Genomic DNA, 16,258 nt, shown 5'->3' with positions numbered 1-16,258 from the left:
CCGGTGCAAAGTACCGCCCGCGAACGACCATCTCAACTTCGGCACTTCCATCGCCAAGCTCGCTGCGTTCTGGGCATAACTGCCGGGGATGTCGCAACTCCGCTCCGATCCGTGTGCCACGACGCCCCACACGACTCGCACGTCGCCACGTAGAACGGTTCGATCGCAAGCGGTCTTTCCCCAGGAGCCTGGTACTTGACAACCGCCACCCCGTCGCACTCCTCAACGACACAGTTCACCAGATGCACGACCTCTACTGTGCACCGCTCCGAAGTCCGACGCAGCTAGAGGCCCAGCCAACGGCACGCCGCAGCCTTCCGTTCAGCATCAGCAAGACCATCGCACGGGAACTCCAGCCCGCTCCTCAGCATGCACACCTGACACCGTTCAGGCAGCCGCATGGTGACATCGGCCGCCCAAAGCCGGTACCCGTCGAGCATCACCTCGAACTCGAACTGGTCAAGCATGAACCGATCACCCGGAGCCATCCTTCGACTGTAAGCGCCACCTAGCCCCACGAGGCAGCATCACGGCGGAATCAGGTCCGCCCCCACCGTCAACTCGGGTCTTCCACGTCCTCGTCGACCTTGCGCTCCCCCATGGTGGGAGTGGGGACAGCAAACGGATGGTTTCGGAACCAACGCAACAGCTCACGCGACCGACTGTGGTCAGCGCTCGTGTCCCCGCCAGTCAGGAACGTACTGAAACCCTCTGGCAGCGCACCATCAGCCTCCCGGTGGAAGGCCATCGACCAGTCGGCGAATCGTCGGGTATGGATGTTCTCCTCGACCAACAGACCCACATCGGTGTGCCGCGGATCGTCCACGATCCGTGCGTACCGCTCGAGCACGGCCTCGCGCGGCCCTTCCAGCAGTTGCATGAACCGGCCGTCCTTGAAAATCAGGAGCCCGGACAGTCCAGCCTCAGCGTTGCGGTGCCGAGCCGTCCGAAGAACCTCGTCGAGGTCGGATGAGTTGAAGGGGACGGTCGCCGCGCTCATGTACACGAGGGAAAGAAGCACCAGTACCTCCGGTCGGTGGACGATCAAATCAGCATCGCGCTATCTCAACTCGGAATCCAGCCCCAACCTGGGGCTTGACCGCGTCCCCGAGGAGCGGTGCTGCGGATGATGCCGACATCAACTCTCACCGCACACTCCAACGGACTTCGCCTACGCCATCGAAGATAGGAGTTGAGCATGACGCTCTCCGAGATCCGCGCTCTCCTCAGAGCGCACGGCTACAAGCCCGCCGACGAGCTCGACCGCTTCGACGTGAAGCGCGCGGCCTGCGCGGTCATCGGCGTGGACGTCATGCTCACCGACGGCGCTGTCGCCTACCTGCCCGTCGAGGCGGGGTAGGCCACCTGATGCCCGGAGGGGGTGCCGCTGACACCCGGATACCCGGGGCCCCAGCGGACCGGAGACCCCGTCCAGATCCCCGGACCACTCGACCCGCTCACCGCGCACCGGACCAGAACCAACACGCGCATCTCCTTCGACCCCATCAGCTACGACAGCGAGGTCTCGCCGCTGTACGCATGGCAGCTCGACGACGAGCGCTGACGACAGGAGGACGTCGTGGGTGAGCAGTGGTCAGGCAGCACACGCAAGCACCGACTGCCGCGCGACTGGGGCGAGCGACGCGCGACCGTGCGTGATCGTGCTGGTGGTCGATGCCAGGCCACGATGCGCGACGGCACACGCTGCGTCGAGGTCGGCACAGACTGCGACCACATCGTGCACGGCGACAACCACGCGTTCTCGAACCTGCAGTGGCTGTGCTCATGGCATCACGACAAGAAGACCGCGCGTGAAGCCGCAGAAGCACGACGATTCACGCGCGTTCCGTCCGCACGTAAGCCACGCGAGAAGCACCCAGGACTCAGGTAGAACAAACACTTTCACCCAACCCAAAGTCGCCCCAAACTCTGGGCACCCCCGCCACCCCCGCCCCCGGGGTCCGTCCTGGTCGTAGAGGTGCTGTGGCTCAGGCCGTGTACGGGTCTGGGGATTTCCGCCGTTCGTCATCGAAGGGAACCTCATGCTCGGACTCGCGGTCATCCTCGCCCACCTCCTCGGCGATTACCTGCTGCAGACCGACAGCATGGCGCAGCGCAAGACCTCGTCCTGGCGGTGGGCGCTCACGCACGCTGCGATGTACTCGCTGCCGCACGCCGTGCTGTTGTTCGTCCTCCTCGGCGGCTTCAGTTGGCACTGGCTCGTCGCGCTGCTGATCATCGGTGGCACGCACGCCGTGATCGACCGGTACCGCCTCGCGAAGCACGTCATTTGGGCGCTCAACCACGCGCTCCCTCACGACCATCGCGACGAGTACGCGTGGGCCGAGGCTCGCGAGAACGCCGGCTACTCCCCATCGTCTCCGGTGTGGATGAGGACCTGGCTCATGATCATCGTCGACAACACGCTCCACCTCGCCATCAACGCAGTCACCATCGCCGTCGTGCTGGCGGCCTGAGGAGCGTCTTCCCGAAACGGGGTCCCCTCATGCCTGGTCATGGTCCCGCACCGAAGGATCCGAAGAAGCGCGCTCGACGCAACTCGGAGCCGACGCTGGTCCGGATCCTGCCGCGCGCTGTCGTGTCGCAGCCGGCACTCCCGACGATCGCGGTCGAGGAGGACGGCGAGCTCCGCGAGTTCAAGTGGCCGGCCATCACCCGCGAGTGGTGGGACATGTGGGCGACGTCGCCGCTGTCACTGGACTTCACCGCGACTGACTGGTCCGAGCTGCGGGACACCGCGCTGATCCACGCCCGGTACTGGAACGGCGACATCAAGCTCGCCGCCGAGCTCCGGCTGCGCACCGCGAAGTTCGGCGCGACCCCCGAGGACCGTGCGCGGCTCCGGATCACGTTCGCGCAGGCTGAGGAGGCGGAGACGAAGACCACTGCACGCCGCAGCTCGCGTGACCGCTTCGGTGGCATCGCCCTTCCCCCGGAAGCGACGGCGAACTGATGCCATGGCGACCGATCGACGGCGAGGCGTTCCCGACCCTCGGCTTCCACGTCGCCGATCAGATGGCTGAGTATCTCGACTACGTCGTCTCCCGCGAGCAGCTCGAGTTCCTGATCCGCCTCTACGAGATCGACCCGCTCAGCTGCAAGCGGATCAAGACCCGCGCCGTCATCCAGCGCCCCCGAGGCTGGGGCAAGTCACCGTTCCTCGCCGCGACCGGCATCGGCGAAGCGCTCTTCGAGGTCGTCCCCGACGGGTGGGACGCCGACGGGCAGCCCGTCGCCCGCCCGTGGATCGACTTCAAGACGATCATCAACGTCCCGGTCACCGCGACCTCCGACGACCAGGTGCAGAACACGTGGGCACCGATGCTCGAGATGGCGCGCACCGACGCGCTCGTGAACGAGTTCGACGCTGCTCGGGTGCGGGATTCGTCACGTCGATACTCCTGTCTCGGCCTTGCCTTTCACCCTCCATTCAGGGGACGGGCGCGGGTCCAGGAGTGCGGACCCGACCCGCGCCCGGAGCGGCATCTCGGGCTGAGCCGCTCTCGGCAGGCACCTGTGGCCTACTTGCCAACCAGTATTGCTCCAGTCGGGCGAACTGCCCAGCTGGCGCACGAACCCCGGACACGTCCCGCGATCCGGCGCATGATGATCGAGTCAGCTCGGGGAGGAATCATGGACCAGTCGCGCTACGAACGGGACCCAAACGCACCCGCAGCCCGGATCTCGTCGATGAGCTCGATCCGCCGTCAAGCGAGGCGTGGAGAGTTCGGTGCGCGAGAGGCGTCACCGTTGGATGACCTTTACACGAACACAACCCGTGACGAGCGATTGGTTGCTCGGACCCGGAAGAGCCAGCGCCCACGTCCATGAGCGCGGCGCTCCTCGAAGGCAGCTCAATCCCTCGCTTCAAATTCTGCAGTCAGATGGACGAGATCCGCCGAGAGCGCCGAAGCCCGCTCAGCGGGCACTGCATGTTCAAACACGGCTTCGTACGTGGCTCGCACCATTGCTGCCAACCGCTGACCTGACGGTGTCAGCTCCAGCAGGCTCCCGCGCCGATCGCCCGGGTTCGGGATGCGCCGCAGCAGATCACGCGTCGTGAGCGCGTCGAGAAGGGCCGTGATCGTGCCCGAAGCCAGGCCGAGGCGGCGGCCCACGTCTTTCGGTGTGAGGCTGCCCGTCTGGCTCGTCGAGAGCATCAGCGCGCGTAGAGCGTTTTCGTGGAGGTCGTGTGCACTGGCCAGCCGGCGAAACAGCACGCGCTCGGCGCTCTGCATCTCGACGAACGTCTCGTAGAGGGCCAGCAGGTCACCTTGATGAGCTTGTTCCATGCACACAGTTTGCCTGCTCCGATCCGTCCGCCCTGGGCAAGGCGGTGCCGACCCCCTGAACGAAGTCGGCACCGCCTCGGACCCGCTGGTTGCGAACCCTCACCCAGGAGCATGCTCAAACCAGGCTGGAAATGAGCGTAGATCGGTTCGTTGCGCACCGATAGCCCTCATCCGCAACTGGTGCTGTCGGTGGACAGATGCGCAGCATGGGACACTGGCAGGCATGTCGGTTGGTAACCGACTAGAGCGTCCCTACCTGATCGGGGGGTCACGCTCGGGGGAACGCCCCGTCTGGCGGCGTTCCCCTTCAACAGACGCCCAGTCCGCTATGAAGCTGCCCACCGGCTGCGGCTCAAGTCACGTGTCGACTTCAGCCCTCAGCATCGGTCACGCAGGTTGCGCCGAACTCCACCGCACCCACGCACTCACCTGGGACACCGCACTCTCGAACGATGTGTGCTCTCCAGTAAGGAAGTGGCCCGGGGACTCAACCACGAAACGGTCGGTGCGGGTGACGTCGCAGAGAGTCTCGGCTCCGAGTCGGACCTCCCAGTGGTTCGGAGCATCACGGGTCCAGCGAAGGCGATGCGGCATAGCGGTGGTCCGATCCGAGCGTCGTAGCCGAAGCTCTTCAGTCGGACACTACTCCCCCACCGCTCGGCAGCCGTCGAGCGCCCACCCCGCTCCGATTAACACGACACGTGTGGACCAGAGCACAGTGGGAGTCGGCGGGACTCTTCGGGTCAGGACCGCCAACAGGGGTGCCGGCGATCAGGGTATGCGCCGCCCCACCACCCGGCCTAGCGATGTTCGTGACGAGTCGAAACCAACACCTGAGGGCTGCCTCTCCCGGGGAGGGAGGAGTTCATCAGAGCCGGGCTACCCGTTCGAGGACAGACCCCGAACTGGGGAGCCCGAGGCCAACGATCATGTCCCCCCAGGCGCTCATCAAACGGCGGCTCGTGGCAACTTCTTCAATTCCGTGTATTTTCGCGGTCCAAACTCCGAGCGTGGTTACCAGAACACGATCCATAACCTCGTCGGCACCTACGGTGACGCCTTCAAGATCGTTCAAAGTCAACTGAATTTGCTGCGCTCCATACTTTCGCCACGAGAAAACGGATGGCGGGAGGGCAAGTTTCACAACTTCGGCGTCGGTGAGCAGCCGCACGGTAGCAGCAGCAAAAGGATTTACTTCAGCGTCGAGCACCATGGTCAACATCACGCTTAGTAGCCGGGCAAGGCCAGGAGGCACATGCTCAGCTCGCTCCACCAGCTTGCGCCAATCGTCATACTGCTGCTCCGTGATCGCAACAGCGATTTCTTGCTTTGACGCGAATTGATGGTGCCCCACCGCGGATTTCGGGCGACCCATAGCCGCAGCGATCGTTGCAAAGCTCGTCCCACCATAGCCCCGCGTTGCAAACTCAAGAGCAGCGGCCGACAGGATTGCTTTGCGGGTCTCCGCCTTGTGTTCTTCACGTCGGTTCACCACCTGGTCAACGTACGGGAAGCCGGGGGGCCTTGTCTGGGAGTTCAACACCTGTCGACGAACGCCCACCAGCGGCGAGCCCTCAACGGGGGGCTAGGAACCCATGGCGTTTCACCATACGATCGTCTAGCGACCGGATCTAGGACCGGTTGCAGCCGCCGACGCACTCTGCGCGTCGGTCACGTCCGCCCCGGGTATCGCTGCGTCCTGCCTGTTCGGGTCAGTGCAGAGACAGCGCCCGGGGCGGCCCCCTTCACCCCTCTCGATCCGAGGGGCATATTCGCGACCGCGAACTCCTCCCACCACCAACTCCCCCACCACCAAAGGAAAACTGCATGTTCCAGAAGACCATTGCCATCAGCGGGCTCGCTGTCGTCCTAGTCGCCGCCAGCGCGCTGGTTACCACGCTGCCGGCGTCTGCTGCCACTGCCGACACTTCAGTGACCGCCGCGGTTGCTTCAGGCGGACTTTCCATCAGCGCGCCCGGTGACCTAGATCTGGGTGCCATCACGCCGGGACAGGTGGGCCGCGCCCCGCTGACTGCCATCACCGTCACCGACCTCCGCGCAGGCACGGCTGGGTGGGCTGCAACTGCGAGCATTAGCGACTTCCGTTCCGCTTCACTCGGGACCACCATCCCGAGTGAAGACGCTTCATACACGCCCACCACCGCCACCACAACCGGCACCGCAACCGTCACCGAGCACTCAACTACCGGCGGGGCACAGGCGACCACCGTCCAGGAGGCGGCGGACGTTACCGGAAACAACTCCGCTTCGTGGGACGCCGCGATCGCGCTGGCCGTCCCCGCCGACGCCCTCGCTTCGGACGACTACATCGCGACCCTCACACACTCCGTAGCCTGACCGTGAGCAGAACGCTTCTCTGGCTCACCACTGCAACTCTGGCCGGAATAATCCTCCTAATAGGAGCGGGCCCGGCCAGCGCAGCTGATCAAGAGACGCAAAGCACGGCTCCTGCGGCAGATACCGGACTCGGGATACGCCTCCTCGACGTCCCCGTCGACCAGGCCGATGACCCTCGAGCCCGTGAGTACATAACCCAGAGCGCCTCGCCCGGAACCGTCATCCGCCGGAAGATCCGGATCACCAACGCCACGTCAGCCACAAAAGATATCCGAGTGTATGCGACGGGCGCGACAATCGGCGATGGTACTTTCGACGTGAGTAGCAACGACCGAAACGAGCTGTCCGACTGGACCTCCCTCGACCGTACGAGTGCAGCAATTCACAACGGAAGCTCTGTTGATGTGAACGTATCCATAGAGATTCCAGCAGATGCAGCCGGCGGGGAGTACTATGCCGTCATTTGGGCTGAAATGCGCGCATCCCAGAGCAAAACTGTTCAGGTTGTGAATCGGGTCGGCATTCGAGCGTACATCGATGTCTCCGGAGCCGGGCGTGCCACCACAGATTTTACAATCGACCATCTCCATAGTTCCCTTGACTCCTCCGATTTTCCACTCATTACCGCCAGAGTTCGGAATATCGGGCAGCTCGCCGTCGATCTTGAAGGGCGCCTAAGCTTATCTGAAGGCCCCGGAAAAATGAGCGCAGGTCCATTCACTGGTGCACGAATAGTTTCTTTGGCACCAGGCCAGTCGGGAACCCTGAAATTCCGCACGTCGACAAAGCTCCCAATTGGAACATGGAACGCAACTGTTGAAGCGCGTAGCGGCACTGTTACACGCGAATCCTCGGCCAAACTGGCCCTCAATAAGGTTCACGCGACTGTCATCGAGCCGACCGCTTCCCCCGCCTGGCCAACAGTTATCGCGGTTGTACTTGGCGGCATGGTGATTGCCACCGTGCTTCTAATCCGCAAATTCCGGAAGCGCTACCAATCTCGCGGGGGAAAGCCGTAACCATCGGCAATGATTCCGTATGGACAATACGCCAATGCTCGAAGCGCGCCGCGCACTTTTGCGTTCTACCGACCGTCATAGCGCCACTTGCCTCCTGCGAATGCCTACGCTCGAACACCTGGCACAACTACTCGGCGTTCCACTCCGCGCGATCTTGACTCATTTTCCAACGCGTGCTGGCTTCTTATTTGCAATCTATGACAGGCGTGATATCCGGTGGGATCGTTTTGTCGCCTCAGCGCTTGAGGAACATGGCACAGTCGAGGGCCTTGCACAAGTACTTCGCACCTCAGATCGCCAAATGCCACTCCTCGAGTTTTCCGGAGCAGATATTCCTCTCTCCTCTGCTCAGTCCGATAGCTTCGCGCGACTGCTTCGACGGAGCTCGGTGCAATTCCGACGGGACGTGCTGGTGAGCATGGGCAGGGAGCAATCGACCAAAATCACCGTTAACCAAGTCTCAGCAATAGTCGGCTTGTTCTTAACGCTGAAGATGGATGCCGGTAATGATCAGCTCGGCGAAGTTACTGTTCGCATCTGGCATCAGGAGGCGTCAAGGATCAGTCAGAGCTGGTCTTCCAGCGTCCCGTCGAGCCCTGTCTTCGCAGTTCATGAATAACTCCCGGGAAAAACCCATTCATCCGACACTGCCGGCTCGAAGCACCCTTGCCCCTTCAAGACGCTCGTACGCTTGCCCGAATTGTTTGGACTCAGTATTCCCGGTGAAGAACAACTACTTTGGCGTTGGCCTCGCCGTTCACGAGTGGCTCTACACTTGCGGGAATTGTGGAGCTGCAGGATTTCTTGTGATTGATGAGCCGACAGCTGAGTCGCTCGCAACAGAACCGTCTCGCCATCAAAACCGAGTACTAAAGATTCTCGTAAGGCTTGGCCTGAGCAAGTGAATAGGTCTTTGAACATCGGGGACATAAGCATAAATTTGCTCATACCAAGCCCATCTCCGTGGTCGAAGCAAGAACACGTTGAGAAAGTTATCCGTACTGCCGTTGACACTAGCAGACTCGCCGAAGGCACACGGCTTCCGTCAATCAGACTAGCCGCACGAACAACTGCGTTAAATTGCAAGACGATTCAGAACGCGTATCGCAAGCTTGCCGCCGCTGGATACCTTCGAGCAACGCCCCGCGGATATGTTGCGAGCGGGGGACCTCGCTATCAAGATTTCTTCGCTCGAGAATATTGAAGGCGCTGAACGCCGCCCCGGTCAGGGTGAAGTCGATCGATCCGAATCGCTTGACTTTTCATAGCGGGCCCAAGCACTCCGTGCTCATCGAGCCGGGCGTCACGACGCTCCTCGACGACGAGCGGTTCCGGTTCTGGTCCGCGATCGCACCGGCCCGGCAGGGCAACGAGCGCTCGTTCGCCCCCGCGATCGAGCACCGGAAGCGCGCCAAGAACAAGGTGCAGATCTGATGGGCGACCACGAGCAGACCAGTACTGGGGTCCTGGCGGAAGTCGGGCAGAAGCTCGCCGAAGCGTGCAAGGCGATCGCCGCGGGTCTCACCGCTGGCGTGGGCGGCGCGTTCACCGCGGCTGTCGCGGCCGTCCAGGAGACGTCTCCGGGCGGGGCCACGATCACCGGATATGAGTGGCACGGCGTAGCTCTCGCCGGGTTCGGCTCTCCCTGACCGCGGGATACGCCGCGTGGCAGGCCGTAAACCGCGCCAAGCCTGAGGAGCAGACCAGCGCCCCGTACCCCGACGCCCTCGAGCGCGAGCCGGAGGACGCGCTTGGCTAGTGCTGCGCGGCCAGCGAGAACAGGAAGGCCACCGGGCAGAGCACGACGACGGCCAGGCAAACGCCGATGCCGACCATCTTCGCGCGGGGCGACACGTTGTTGTCAGGCTGAGTCATCGCGATCCTGGGTTGGTCGGGTTGTTGAAGAAGGCGTCGGCGCTAGCATGCCATGCCCGGACCACATCCTGAGTTCGGCTCGATGCCACGTAGGCGTCGATGTTCTGCACCAGAGTGACCTTCCAGTCCTCGAAGCATCGAATCGCACTGTCGCGAGCCTGCTTCGCCTCAGCGTTAGGCGCGCCGGACCACTTGCGGTAGTTCGTCTTTGCGGCGGTGAAGAGCATCGCGGCCTTCACGTGTTCCCGTTCGAGCCACGCACGCAACCACGGCTCATCCTTCGGCAGCTCGCCGAACGTGACGCTCATGCGCCGCAGTCGGTCGGCCACCTCGTCTGAGCCCTGCAGGTACTCGTCAGATAATTCGAGGCTCCTCGCAAGAGTTTGGATGCGGTCCAGTGCAGCGTCGCTCATGTTGCCAGGGTACAAGTCCGCAAGGAGTCCGCAAGGAGTCCGCAAAAGCCCCACCACGGGGCTCATCTCAGTGACACCACGCACCAGCGAGATCCCCGCCAAATCAACGATCACTCCACTCTTCACCACGCGACTACAACTAGAGTCGTGTACTTCGGGTACTCCCGGAAGCACAGCAAGCTGGCCGCCGAGCAGCAGCGCTAGCGCCGGTGCTTGCCGCCCGACGCCGTCGGGTCCGCCAGCGGGTGGTTCCGGAACCAGCGGAGCAGCTCGCGGGAGCGGCTCCGGTCGGCGCTCTGGTCGCCAGAGCCGAGGAACGCGCTGAAGCCCTCGGGCACGTCGGCGTCGTCCGATCGGTCGTACGCCATGGTCCAGTCCGGGAAGCGCCGCGTGTGCAGCGACTCCTCGACGAGCAGGGCGACGTCCCCGTGCCGGTCGTCCTCGAGGATCCGCGAGTACGTCGCCATCACCCGGTCGTACGGTCCCTCGAGCAGCTGCATGAACCGCCCGGAGCGGTGCACGAGCATCCCGGTCAGGCCGTCCTCGGTGTTCCGCATCCGGGCGTGGTCGAGCAGACGCTCGAGGGCGTCGTCGTCGAACGGCTCGGTGGCGGAGCTCATGTAGACCAGTGACTGCAGCATGGTGCTCCCGAGCCTGACGGCTCGGGTCCGCGCGCGACAGCCCCCTGTCCGGGTGGGGGCAGGTCCGCGGAGGTCGGTGGGTGCTGGCACGATGGGCGTGTGCCTGCCGCCCCGATGATCGACGCCGTCGACGTCATCCGCTTCGTCGGGCCGCAGACCTTCGGCCGCGCACGGGACATCGTCCGCCGCGGCCTGGTCGAGGAAGCCACCTTCCACGACGACGGCACCATCACCGCCAGCGTCGCCGGCTCCGAGGACGACCCCTACGTCGTCTCCGTCGACACCACCGTCGCCCGCGGCGAGTTCGTCCGCCCGGTCCGGTCCCGCTGCTCCTGCCCCATCGGCGGCGAGTGCAAGCACGTCGCCGCAGCGCTCCTCACCATCAACGCGCGTGCCCTCGCCGCGCAGGCCGGCCCCCGCTCGGCAGAACCGGCTCCGCCGGCACCGGACTGGAGGCACGAGGTCGCCCGCCTCGCCGGTGACACCCCGCCACCGGTCGCGTCCTCGGGCGTCACGCCCCTCGGTCTGCAGTTCGAGCTCCGCGACGCGGTCCCGGCCCGGATGGCCGCGCGAGCGCGGGCCGCCGGGCGAGCGCTGCCCACGGCATCGCGGTCGGTGCGACTCGGGGTCCGCCCGGTCACTCGGAGCGGCGCGGGCAACTGGGTGCGCGGGCAGCTGACGTGGGGCACGCTCCCCTACTCGATGAACCGGCTCGGCCTCGGCGCGGAGCAGCACGCCTGGTTCCTGCAGTTCGCCGCGCTGCACCGTGCGGGTGCGCTCGCGGGGCTGCCCGGGGAGAGCGACTGGATCCACCTCGACGACTTCCAGAGCCCGCTGCTCTGGCCGCTGCTGCGCCAGGCCCCGGCGCTCGGGATCGCGTTCGTCACCGGGAAGCGGGAGGGCGGTGTCGTGCTCGGCGATGAAGCCCGCGTGCTGCTCGACGTCGCCCGCTCCGAGCGTGGTCTCGTGATCGGCACCAGCGCCGTGCTCGACGGACGCCCGGTCGTGGACGGAGCCGCTCGACTCATCGGCGACCACGGCCTCTACGTCCCGCGGGAGTCCCCCGACTTCCGGGTCGAGCTCGCCCCGACGCCCGAGCCCGTGCCGGACGACCAGCGCCGCATGCTCGTCGAGGGCACCCGCATCCAGGTCCCGGGCAACGAGGTCGACGAGTTCCTGGCGGACTGGTCCCCGCGGCTCCGCGGAGCGCTCGGACTCGTGAGCTCCGACGGCTCGATCGAGCTCCCGGAACGGACCCCGCCCGAACTCGTGCTCACGGTGACGTTCGAGCCGGCGCGGGCACCCCGCACCGACGACGTCGCACACCTGCAGTGGCGGTGGCACGTGGACGGGCGGAAGGACCCCGTTGCCGTGCACGGGCCGCTCCCCGACCTGACGGGCGTCCGCGCGGCGGACGACGCGACCCCGTCGGAGCCGACGGCCGACGACGCGGGCCGAGCCGAGCCTCCCGTCGGTCCCGGGGGTGGACTGGACTGGTTCGTTGACGGCACCGTCGACGGCGCCGACGTCGCCGTCCTGGCGAACGAGCTGCTGCCGGCATTGCCCGAGCACGGTGTCCGCGTCGTGGTGCAGGGCGAGCGGCTGGACTACGAGCGGCTGAGCGGCCGGCCGCACATCCGCGTCACGACGATGCCGTCGGACAAGCACGACTGGTTCGACCTCGGGATCATCGTCAGCGTCAACGGCAAGGAGATCCCGTTCACGCCGCTGCTCACGGCGCTCGCGAGCCGGCAGCGGCGGCTGAAGCTCGTCGACAACTCCTACCTGTCGCTCGGGGACCCCGCGTTCGACCGACTCAAGGAACTCATCGAGGAAGCCCGCGAGCAGAACGAGTGGGAACCGTCGCAGCCGATGACGGTCACGCCGCTCCAGGCCGGGCTGTGGTCCGAGTTCGACCAGCTCGCCGACGAGACCGACCACGACGAGCGGTGGCAGGCGATGGCGGCGCGGCTGCTCGACGCGGCACCGCCGACGGACGTCGTCGTGCCGAGCACGGTGCACGCCGACCTGCGGCCGTACCAGCTCTCCGGGTACGCGTGGCTGTCGTTCCTGGTGACGCACGGGGTGGGCGGGGTGCTCGCCGACGACATGGGGCTCGGGAAGACCCTGCAGGCGCTCACGATGATCGCCGAGCAGCGTCAGGCGGCACCGGACGCACCGCCGTTCCTCGTCGTCGCGCCGACCTCCGTCGTCGGGAACTGGGCGCTCGAAGCGGCCCGCTTCGTGCCCTCGCTCCGCGTCGCCACCGTGACGACGACCTCGTTGAAGGACCCGGCGCTCGTCGCCCGGCAGGCCGCAGCGGCGGACGTCGTCGTGACGTCCTACGCGCTGCTCCGGCTCGACGAGCAGGCGTACACCGACCTGTCGTGGTCGGCGGTACTGCTCGACGAGGCGCAGTTCGTGAAGAACCCGCAGTCGCAGACGCACCGGGTGGCCGCGGAGCTCCGGGCGCCGGTGAAGATCGCGATCACCGGCACACCGCTCGAGAACGGGCTGACCGACCTCTGGGCGCTGTTCTCGATCGTCGCGCCCGGGCTGCTGTCGTCGTGGACACGGTTCGGCGACGACTACGTGAAGCCGCTCGCGTCGCCGGACCTCCGTGGCGAAGCCCGCCGGGAACTCACCGCCCGGCTCCGTCGGCGGATCCGCCCGCTGATGCTCCGGCGGACGAAGGAGAGCGTCGCCGCGGACCTGCCCCCGAAGCAGGAACAGGTCGTCCGGGTGACGCTCGACCCCGCCCACCGCGAGGTCTACGAGCGCACCCTGAACCGGGAGCGCCTCAAGGTCCTCGACCTCATCGACGACCTCGACCGCAACCGGATGATCGTGTTCCGGTCGCTCACGCTGCTCCGGATGCTGGCGCTCTCGCCGGCGCTCGTCGCGGACCCGGCCGAGGGCGCGTCGGAGATCCCCTCGGCGAAGCTGGAGCTGCTGCTCGACGAGCTCGAACAGCTCGCCGCCGAGGGGCGCCGCGCGCTCGTGTTCAGCCAGTTCACGTCGTTCCTCAAGATGGTCGCCGACGCCCTCGACGCGCGCGGGATCGGGTACGACTACCTCGACGGGTCCACCCGGGGGCGCACGAAGGTCATCGAGCGCTTCCGCAGCGGCTCGACGCCCGCGTTCCTCATCTCGCTCAAGGCCGGCGGGTTCGGGCTCACCCTGACCGAGGCGGACACCGTGTTCGTGCTCGACCCCTGGTGGAACCCGGCGGCCGAGTCCCAGGCGGTCGACCGGACGCACCGCATCGGTCAGACCCGGTCGGTGAACGTGAACCGGCTCATCGCGGAGGACACCATCGAGGAGAAGGTGCTGGCGCTCGCGGCGCGGAAGGCGCAGCTGTTCCAGGCGATGATCGACGACGACGCACTGTTCGCCGACGACCTCTCCCCCGAGGACATCCGCTCGCTCCTCAGCTGAGGGACGCGGTCCACTCGGCGGTCGTGGTGACCTCCGCCTGGCGCGGGAACACCTTCTCGAGCAGCACCCGGTGCACCTCGGGGTCGCCGTCCGAGCACGCGTCGGCGAGCACGGTCAGCCCGAAGTCCAGGTCCGCCGCCTGCCGCAGCGTCGAGAGCACGACACCGCTCGTGGCGATGCCGGCGAGGACGAGGTCCCGGACCTCCAGCCCGCGGAGGAGCACCTCGAGGTCCGACCCGGCGAAGGCGCTGACGCGGAGCTTCGTCACGACGATGTCGTCGTCGCCGACCCCGAACGCGGAGTGGATCTGCGTGGACTCGGGCGTCTGGTAGGCGATGCGCTCCCGCATCCTGCCGAACATCTTGTTCGTCGGCGCGGCCTCGGGAGCACCCGGCCGGAACGCCACGCGGACGCACACGACCGGGATGCCCCGCTCCCGGGCGGCCGAGACGGCAGCGGTCGCCGCCGCGAGGACCTCCTCGGTCCCGAGCCGGTCGACGATGCTGTTCTGGTAGTCCATGACGAGGAGTGCAGTGCTCACTCCACGGACAGTACCGCTCCGGTACCGCCTCGGCCTGTGCGCGGGTCAGTGCCCGAGGGCGTCGATCCGGGTGACCTCGTCGTCGGAGAGCGTCACGGTCGCGCCGGCGGCGTTCGACCGGATGCGCTCCGGGTTCGAGGACTTCGGGATCACCACGAAGCCGTGCGCCACGTGCCACGCGACGATGACCTGGGCGGCGTCGACGTCGTGCGCCTCGGCGATGGACACCAGCGTCGGGTCGTCGAGGTTGCTCGCCTTGAAGGGGCTGTAGCCCTCGAGGACGACACCACGCTCGCGGAGTCCGTCGGCGAACGCCGCGTCGAACTCGACCGGGCTCCACTTGACCTGGTTCACGGCGGGCGTGACCCCGGTCGCCTCGATGAGCTCGTCGATCTGCGCGAGCGAGTAGTTGCTCACGCCGATCGCCTTCGTCAGGCCGTCCTGCTGCGCCTGCACGAGCTGCTGCCAGACGTCCGGTCGGGCCTCGCCGTTCGGCGGCCAGTGCACGAGCCACAGGTCGAGGTGGTCGAGCCCGAGCTGCTCCAGGCTCTCCTCGATGGTCTCCCGGACACGGTCGGCGTTGTCCGGCGGGAGCTTCGTCGTCACGAAGACGTCGTCGCGGTCGAGCCCGGAGGACGCGATCGCCTTCCCCACGCCGCGCTGGTTCGAGTACCCCGTGGCGGTGTCGATGTGGCGGTAGCCCGCCTCGAGTGCGGCGCCCACGGCTGCGGGTGCATCGGCGTCGTCGATCTGCCAGGTGCCGAACCCGAGGAGCGGCATCGTTCCCCCGGTCACCGGCACGGACGGTTCTGCGTAGTCGGTCATGCACTCGTGTCTACGCGGCGATGTCGGAGGAGTCCGCCAGGATCGGGTGGACCACCGAGCACCAGGAGCACCATCCCGCATGACGTCCCGCCGACGCCGCACCCGCATCACCCTGTCCTCCACCCTGATCCTCGTCGCGATCGCCGTGGCCGGCTACGCGCTGCACGGCACCACGACCACGACGGATGCCGGCGCGCCGGAGCCGACCCGAGCCTCCAGTCCGGATGCCTCCGCGACGGCGACGGCGACGGCGACGGCGACGACGGACGCAGCGCAGGCCCGCGCGCTGCTCGCCGCGCTGCCCGTCAAGGGGAAGGCGCCGGCGACCGGCTACGACCGCACCGGGGACTTCGGCAGCGCCTGGCTCGACGTCGACCGGAACGGCTGCGACACGCGGAACGACGTCCTGGCGCGGGACCTCACCGACGTCGTGCGGAGCGGTCCCTGCAGGGTGATGTCGGGTGAGCTCGTGTCGCCGTACACCGGGCAGGCGATCGACTTCGTCCGCGGGAACACGACGTCCACCCTGGTGCAGATCGACCACGTCGTCGCGCTCGAGAACGCCTGGACGACGGGCGCGCAGCAGCTCAGCCAGGACGAACGCGAGGCCCTGGCGAACGACCCGGAGAACCTCTTCGCCGTCGACCAGCACTCGAACGCGCAGAAGCGCTCCGGCGACGCCGCGACGTGGCTCCCCGCGAGCACGCCCTTCCGGTGCACCTACGTCGAGCACCAGGTCACCGTGAAGACGAAGTACCGCCTGTGGGTCGTGCCCGCGGAGCGCGACGCCATCGAACGCATCCTCGCGGCCTGCTGACCAGGCAACGCACCAAAA

Annotated in this window: 19 protein-coding genes; 12 read left to right on the top strand and 7 right to left on the bottom strand. The window is 66.3% G+C overall.

All coding sequences use genetic code 11. The annotated features are described in order from the left end of the window. Positions 1–556 precede the first annotated feature (556 nt). Positions 557–1,006 carry a BLUF domain-containing protein gene (locus EDF55_RS00420; RefSeq protein WP_260235821.1) on the bottom strand — a complete coding sequence of 150 codons (450 nt, stop codon included), beginning with the start codon at positions 1,004–1,006 and terminating at the stop codon, positions 557–559. A 192-nt stretch (positions 1,007–1,198) separates the two neighbouring features. Between EDF55_RS00420 and EDF55_RS18620 the strand changes: the two genes are divergently transcribed. The 6 genes from EDF55_RS18620 (at position 1,199) to EDF55_RS00395 (ending at position 3,852) form a co-directional block, all read left to right on the top strand. Then, positions 1,199–1,360, top strand: coding sequence for a hypothetical protein (locus tag EDF55_RS18620; protein ID WP_185017010.1), 162 nt, complete (start codon positions 1,199–1,201; stop codon positions 1,358–1,360). A 21-nt stretch (positions 1,361–1,381) separates the two neighbouring features. After that, positions 1,382–1,564: a hypothetical protein gene (locus EDF55_RS18615; RefSeq protein ID WP_123652991.1), complete on the top strand. Its 183-nt coding sequence runs from the start codon at positions 1,382–1,384 to the stop codon at positions 1,562–1,564. Between the two features lie 15 nt (positions 1,565–1,579). Further along, a complete protein-coding gene (locus EDF55_RS00410; RefSeq protein WP_123652990.1) occupies positions 1,580–1,891 on the top strand; it encodes an HNH endonuclease in 312 nt (103 codons plus the stop codon). 151 nt (positions 1,892–2,042) lie between these two features. Beyond that, positions 2,043–2,477 (top strand): DUF3307 domain-containing protein, encoded by a 435-nt coding sequence (locus EDF55_RS00405; RefSeq protein ID WP_123652989.1) that lies wholly within the window; start codon positions 2,043–2,045, stop codon positions 2,475–2,477. Positions 2,478–2,599: 122 nt separating this feature from the next. Beyond that, a complete protein-coding gene (locus tag EDF55_RS00400; protein WP_221180706.1) occupies positions 2,600–2,974 on the top strand; it encodes a hypothetical protein in 375 nt (124 codons plus the stop codon). Further along, complete coding sequence (locus EDF55_RS00395) at positions 2,974–3,852, top strand: hypothetical protein (RefSeq protein WP_123652987.1); 879 nt, start codon at positions 2,974–2,976, stop codon at positions 3,850–3,852. Before EDF55_RS00400 ends, EDF55_RS00395 begins: the two co-directional genes overlap by 1 nt. Positions 3,853–3,875: 23 nt before the next feature. Here EDF55_RS00395 and EDF55_RS00390 read toward each other — a convergent pair whose 3' ends face one another. Together EDF55_RS00390 and EDF55_RS00385 are read right to left on the bottom strand one after the other, a co-directional pair. After that, positions 3,876–4,313: a MarR family winged helix-turn-helix transcriptional regulator gene (locus tag EDF55_RS00390; protein ID WP_123652986.1), complete on the bottom strand. Its 438-nt coding sequence runs from the start codon at positions 4,311–4,313 to the stop codon at positions 3,876–3,878. Between the two features lie 868 nt (positions 4,314–5,181). Then, the gene (locus EDF55_RS00385) at positions 5,182–5,808 is read right to left on the bottom strand and encodes a TetR/AcrR family transcriptional regulator (protein WP_185017008.1); all 627 of its coding nucleotides are present in this window, start codon (positions 5,806–5,808) and stop codon (positions 5,182–5,184) included. A gap of 332 nt (positions 5,809–6,140) precedes the next feature. Between EDF55_RS00385 and EDF55_RS00380 the strand changes: the two genes are divergently transcribed. The 4 genes from EDF55_RS00380 to EDF55_RS00365 all read left to right on the top strand — a co-directional run bounded on the left by EDF55_RS00380 (position 6,141) and on the right by EDF55_RS00365 (position 9,339). Next, the gene (locus tag EDF55_RS00380) at positions 6,141–6,671 is read left to right on the top strand and encodes a WxL domain-containing protein (RefSeq protein WP_123652984.1); all 531 of its coding nucleotides are present in this window, start codon (positions 6,141–6,143) and stop codon (positions 6,669–6,671) included. Between the two features lie 2 nt (positions 6,672–6,673). Beyond that, the gene (locus tag EDF55_RS00375) at positions 6,674–7,690 is read left to right on the top strand and encodes a hypothetical protein (RefSeq protein ID WP_123652983.1); all 1,017 of its coding nucleotides are present in this window, start codon (positions 6,674–6,676) and stop codon (positions 7,688–7,690) included. A 1,284-nt stretch (positions 7,691–8,974) separates the two neighbouring features. Next, complete coding sequence (locus tag EDF55_RS18610; protein ID WP_185017004.1) at positions 8,975–9,124, top strand: hypothetical protein; 150 nt, start codon at positions 8,975–8,977, stop codon at positions 9,122–9,124. Further along, the gene (locus EDF55_RS00365) at positions 9,124–9,339 is read left to right on the top strand and encodes a hypothetical protein (RefSeq protein WP_123652981.1); all 216 of its coding nucleotides are present in this window, start codon (positions 9,124–9,126) and stop codon (positions 9,337–9,339) included. Before EDF55_RS18610 ends, EDF55_RS00365 begins: the two co-directional genes overlap by 1 nt. Before the next feature lie 222 nt (positions 9,340–9,561). Here the strand turns inward: EDF55_RS00365 and EDF55_RS00360 are convergent, their stop codons facing one another. Beyond that, positions 9,562–9,978, bottom strand: coding sequence for a hypothetical protein (locus tag EDF55_RS00360; protein WP_123652980.1), 417 nt, complete (start codon positions 9,976–9,978; stop codon positions 9,562–9,564). 200 nt (positions 9,979–10,178) lie between these two features. Next, positions 10,179–10,619 carry a BLUF domain-containing protein gene (locus EDF55_RS00355; RefSeq protein ID WP_260235652.1) on the bottom strand — a complete coding sequence of 147 codons (441 nt, stop codon included), beginning with the start codon at positions 10,617–10,619 and terminating at the stop codon, positions 10,179–10,181. A gap of 99 nt (positions 10,620–10,718) precedes the next feature. On the opposite strand from EDF55_RS00355, the gene EDF55_RS00350 reads away from it, so the two are divergent. Continuing rightward, entirely contained in the window at positions 10,719–14,057 is a 3,339-nt protein-coding gene (locus tag EDF55_RS00350; protein ID WP_123652979.1) for a DEAD/DEAH box helicase, read from the top strand. Here EDF55_RS00350 and EDF55_RS00345 read toward each other — a convergent pair. Both EDF55_RS00345 and EDF55_RS00340 read right to left on the bottom strand, forming a co-directional pair. Then, positions 14,050–14,598 carry a cysteine hydrolase family protein gene (locus EDF55_RS00345; RefSeq protein WP_123652978.1) on the bottom strand — a complete coding sequence of 183 codons (549 nt, stop codon included), beginning with the start codon at positions 14,596–14,598 and terminating at the stop codon, positions 14,050–14,052. The two genes, EDF55_RS00350 and EDF55_RS00345, sit on opposite strands and share 8 nt — an antisense overlap. 45 nt (positions 14,599–14,643) lie before the next feature. Continuing rightward, entirely contained in the window at positions 14,644–15,423 is a 780-nt protein-coding gene (locus EDF55_RS00340; RefSeq protein WP_221180705.1) for an aldo/keto reductase, read from the bottom strand. Between the two features lie 79 nt (positions 15,424–15,502). Here EDF55_RS00340 and EDF55_RS00335 point away from each other — a divergent pair, with 79 nt between their 5' ends. After that, entirely contained in the window at positions 15,503–16,240 is a 738-nt protein-coding gene (locus EDF55_RS00335) for an HNH endonuclease family protein (protein WP_123652977.1), read from the top strand. Positions 16,241–16,258 lie beyond the last annotated feature (18 nt).

It is taken from the genome of Curtobacterium sp. ZW137 (assembly GCF_003762905.1).
In the GTDB taxonomy this organism is placed as follows: Bacteria; Actinomycetota; Actinomycetes; order Actinomycetales; family Microbacteriaceae; genus Curtobacterium.
Note: the sequence above shows the minus strand (reverse complement) of the source record. Positions and strands in the feature narration are given on the sequence as shown.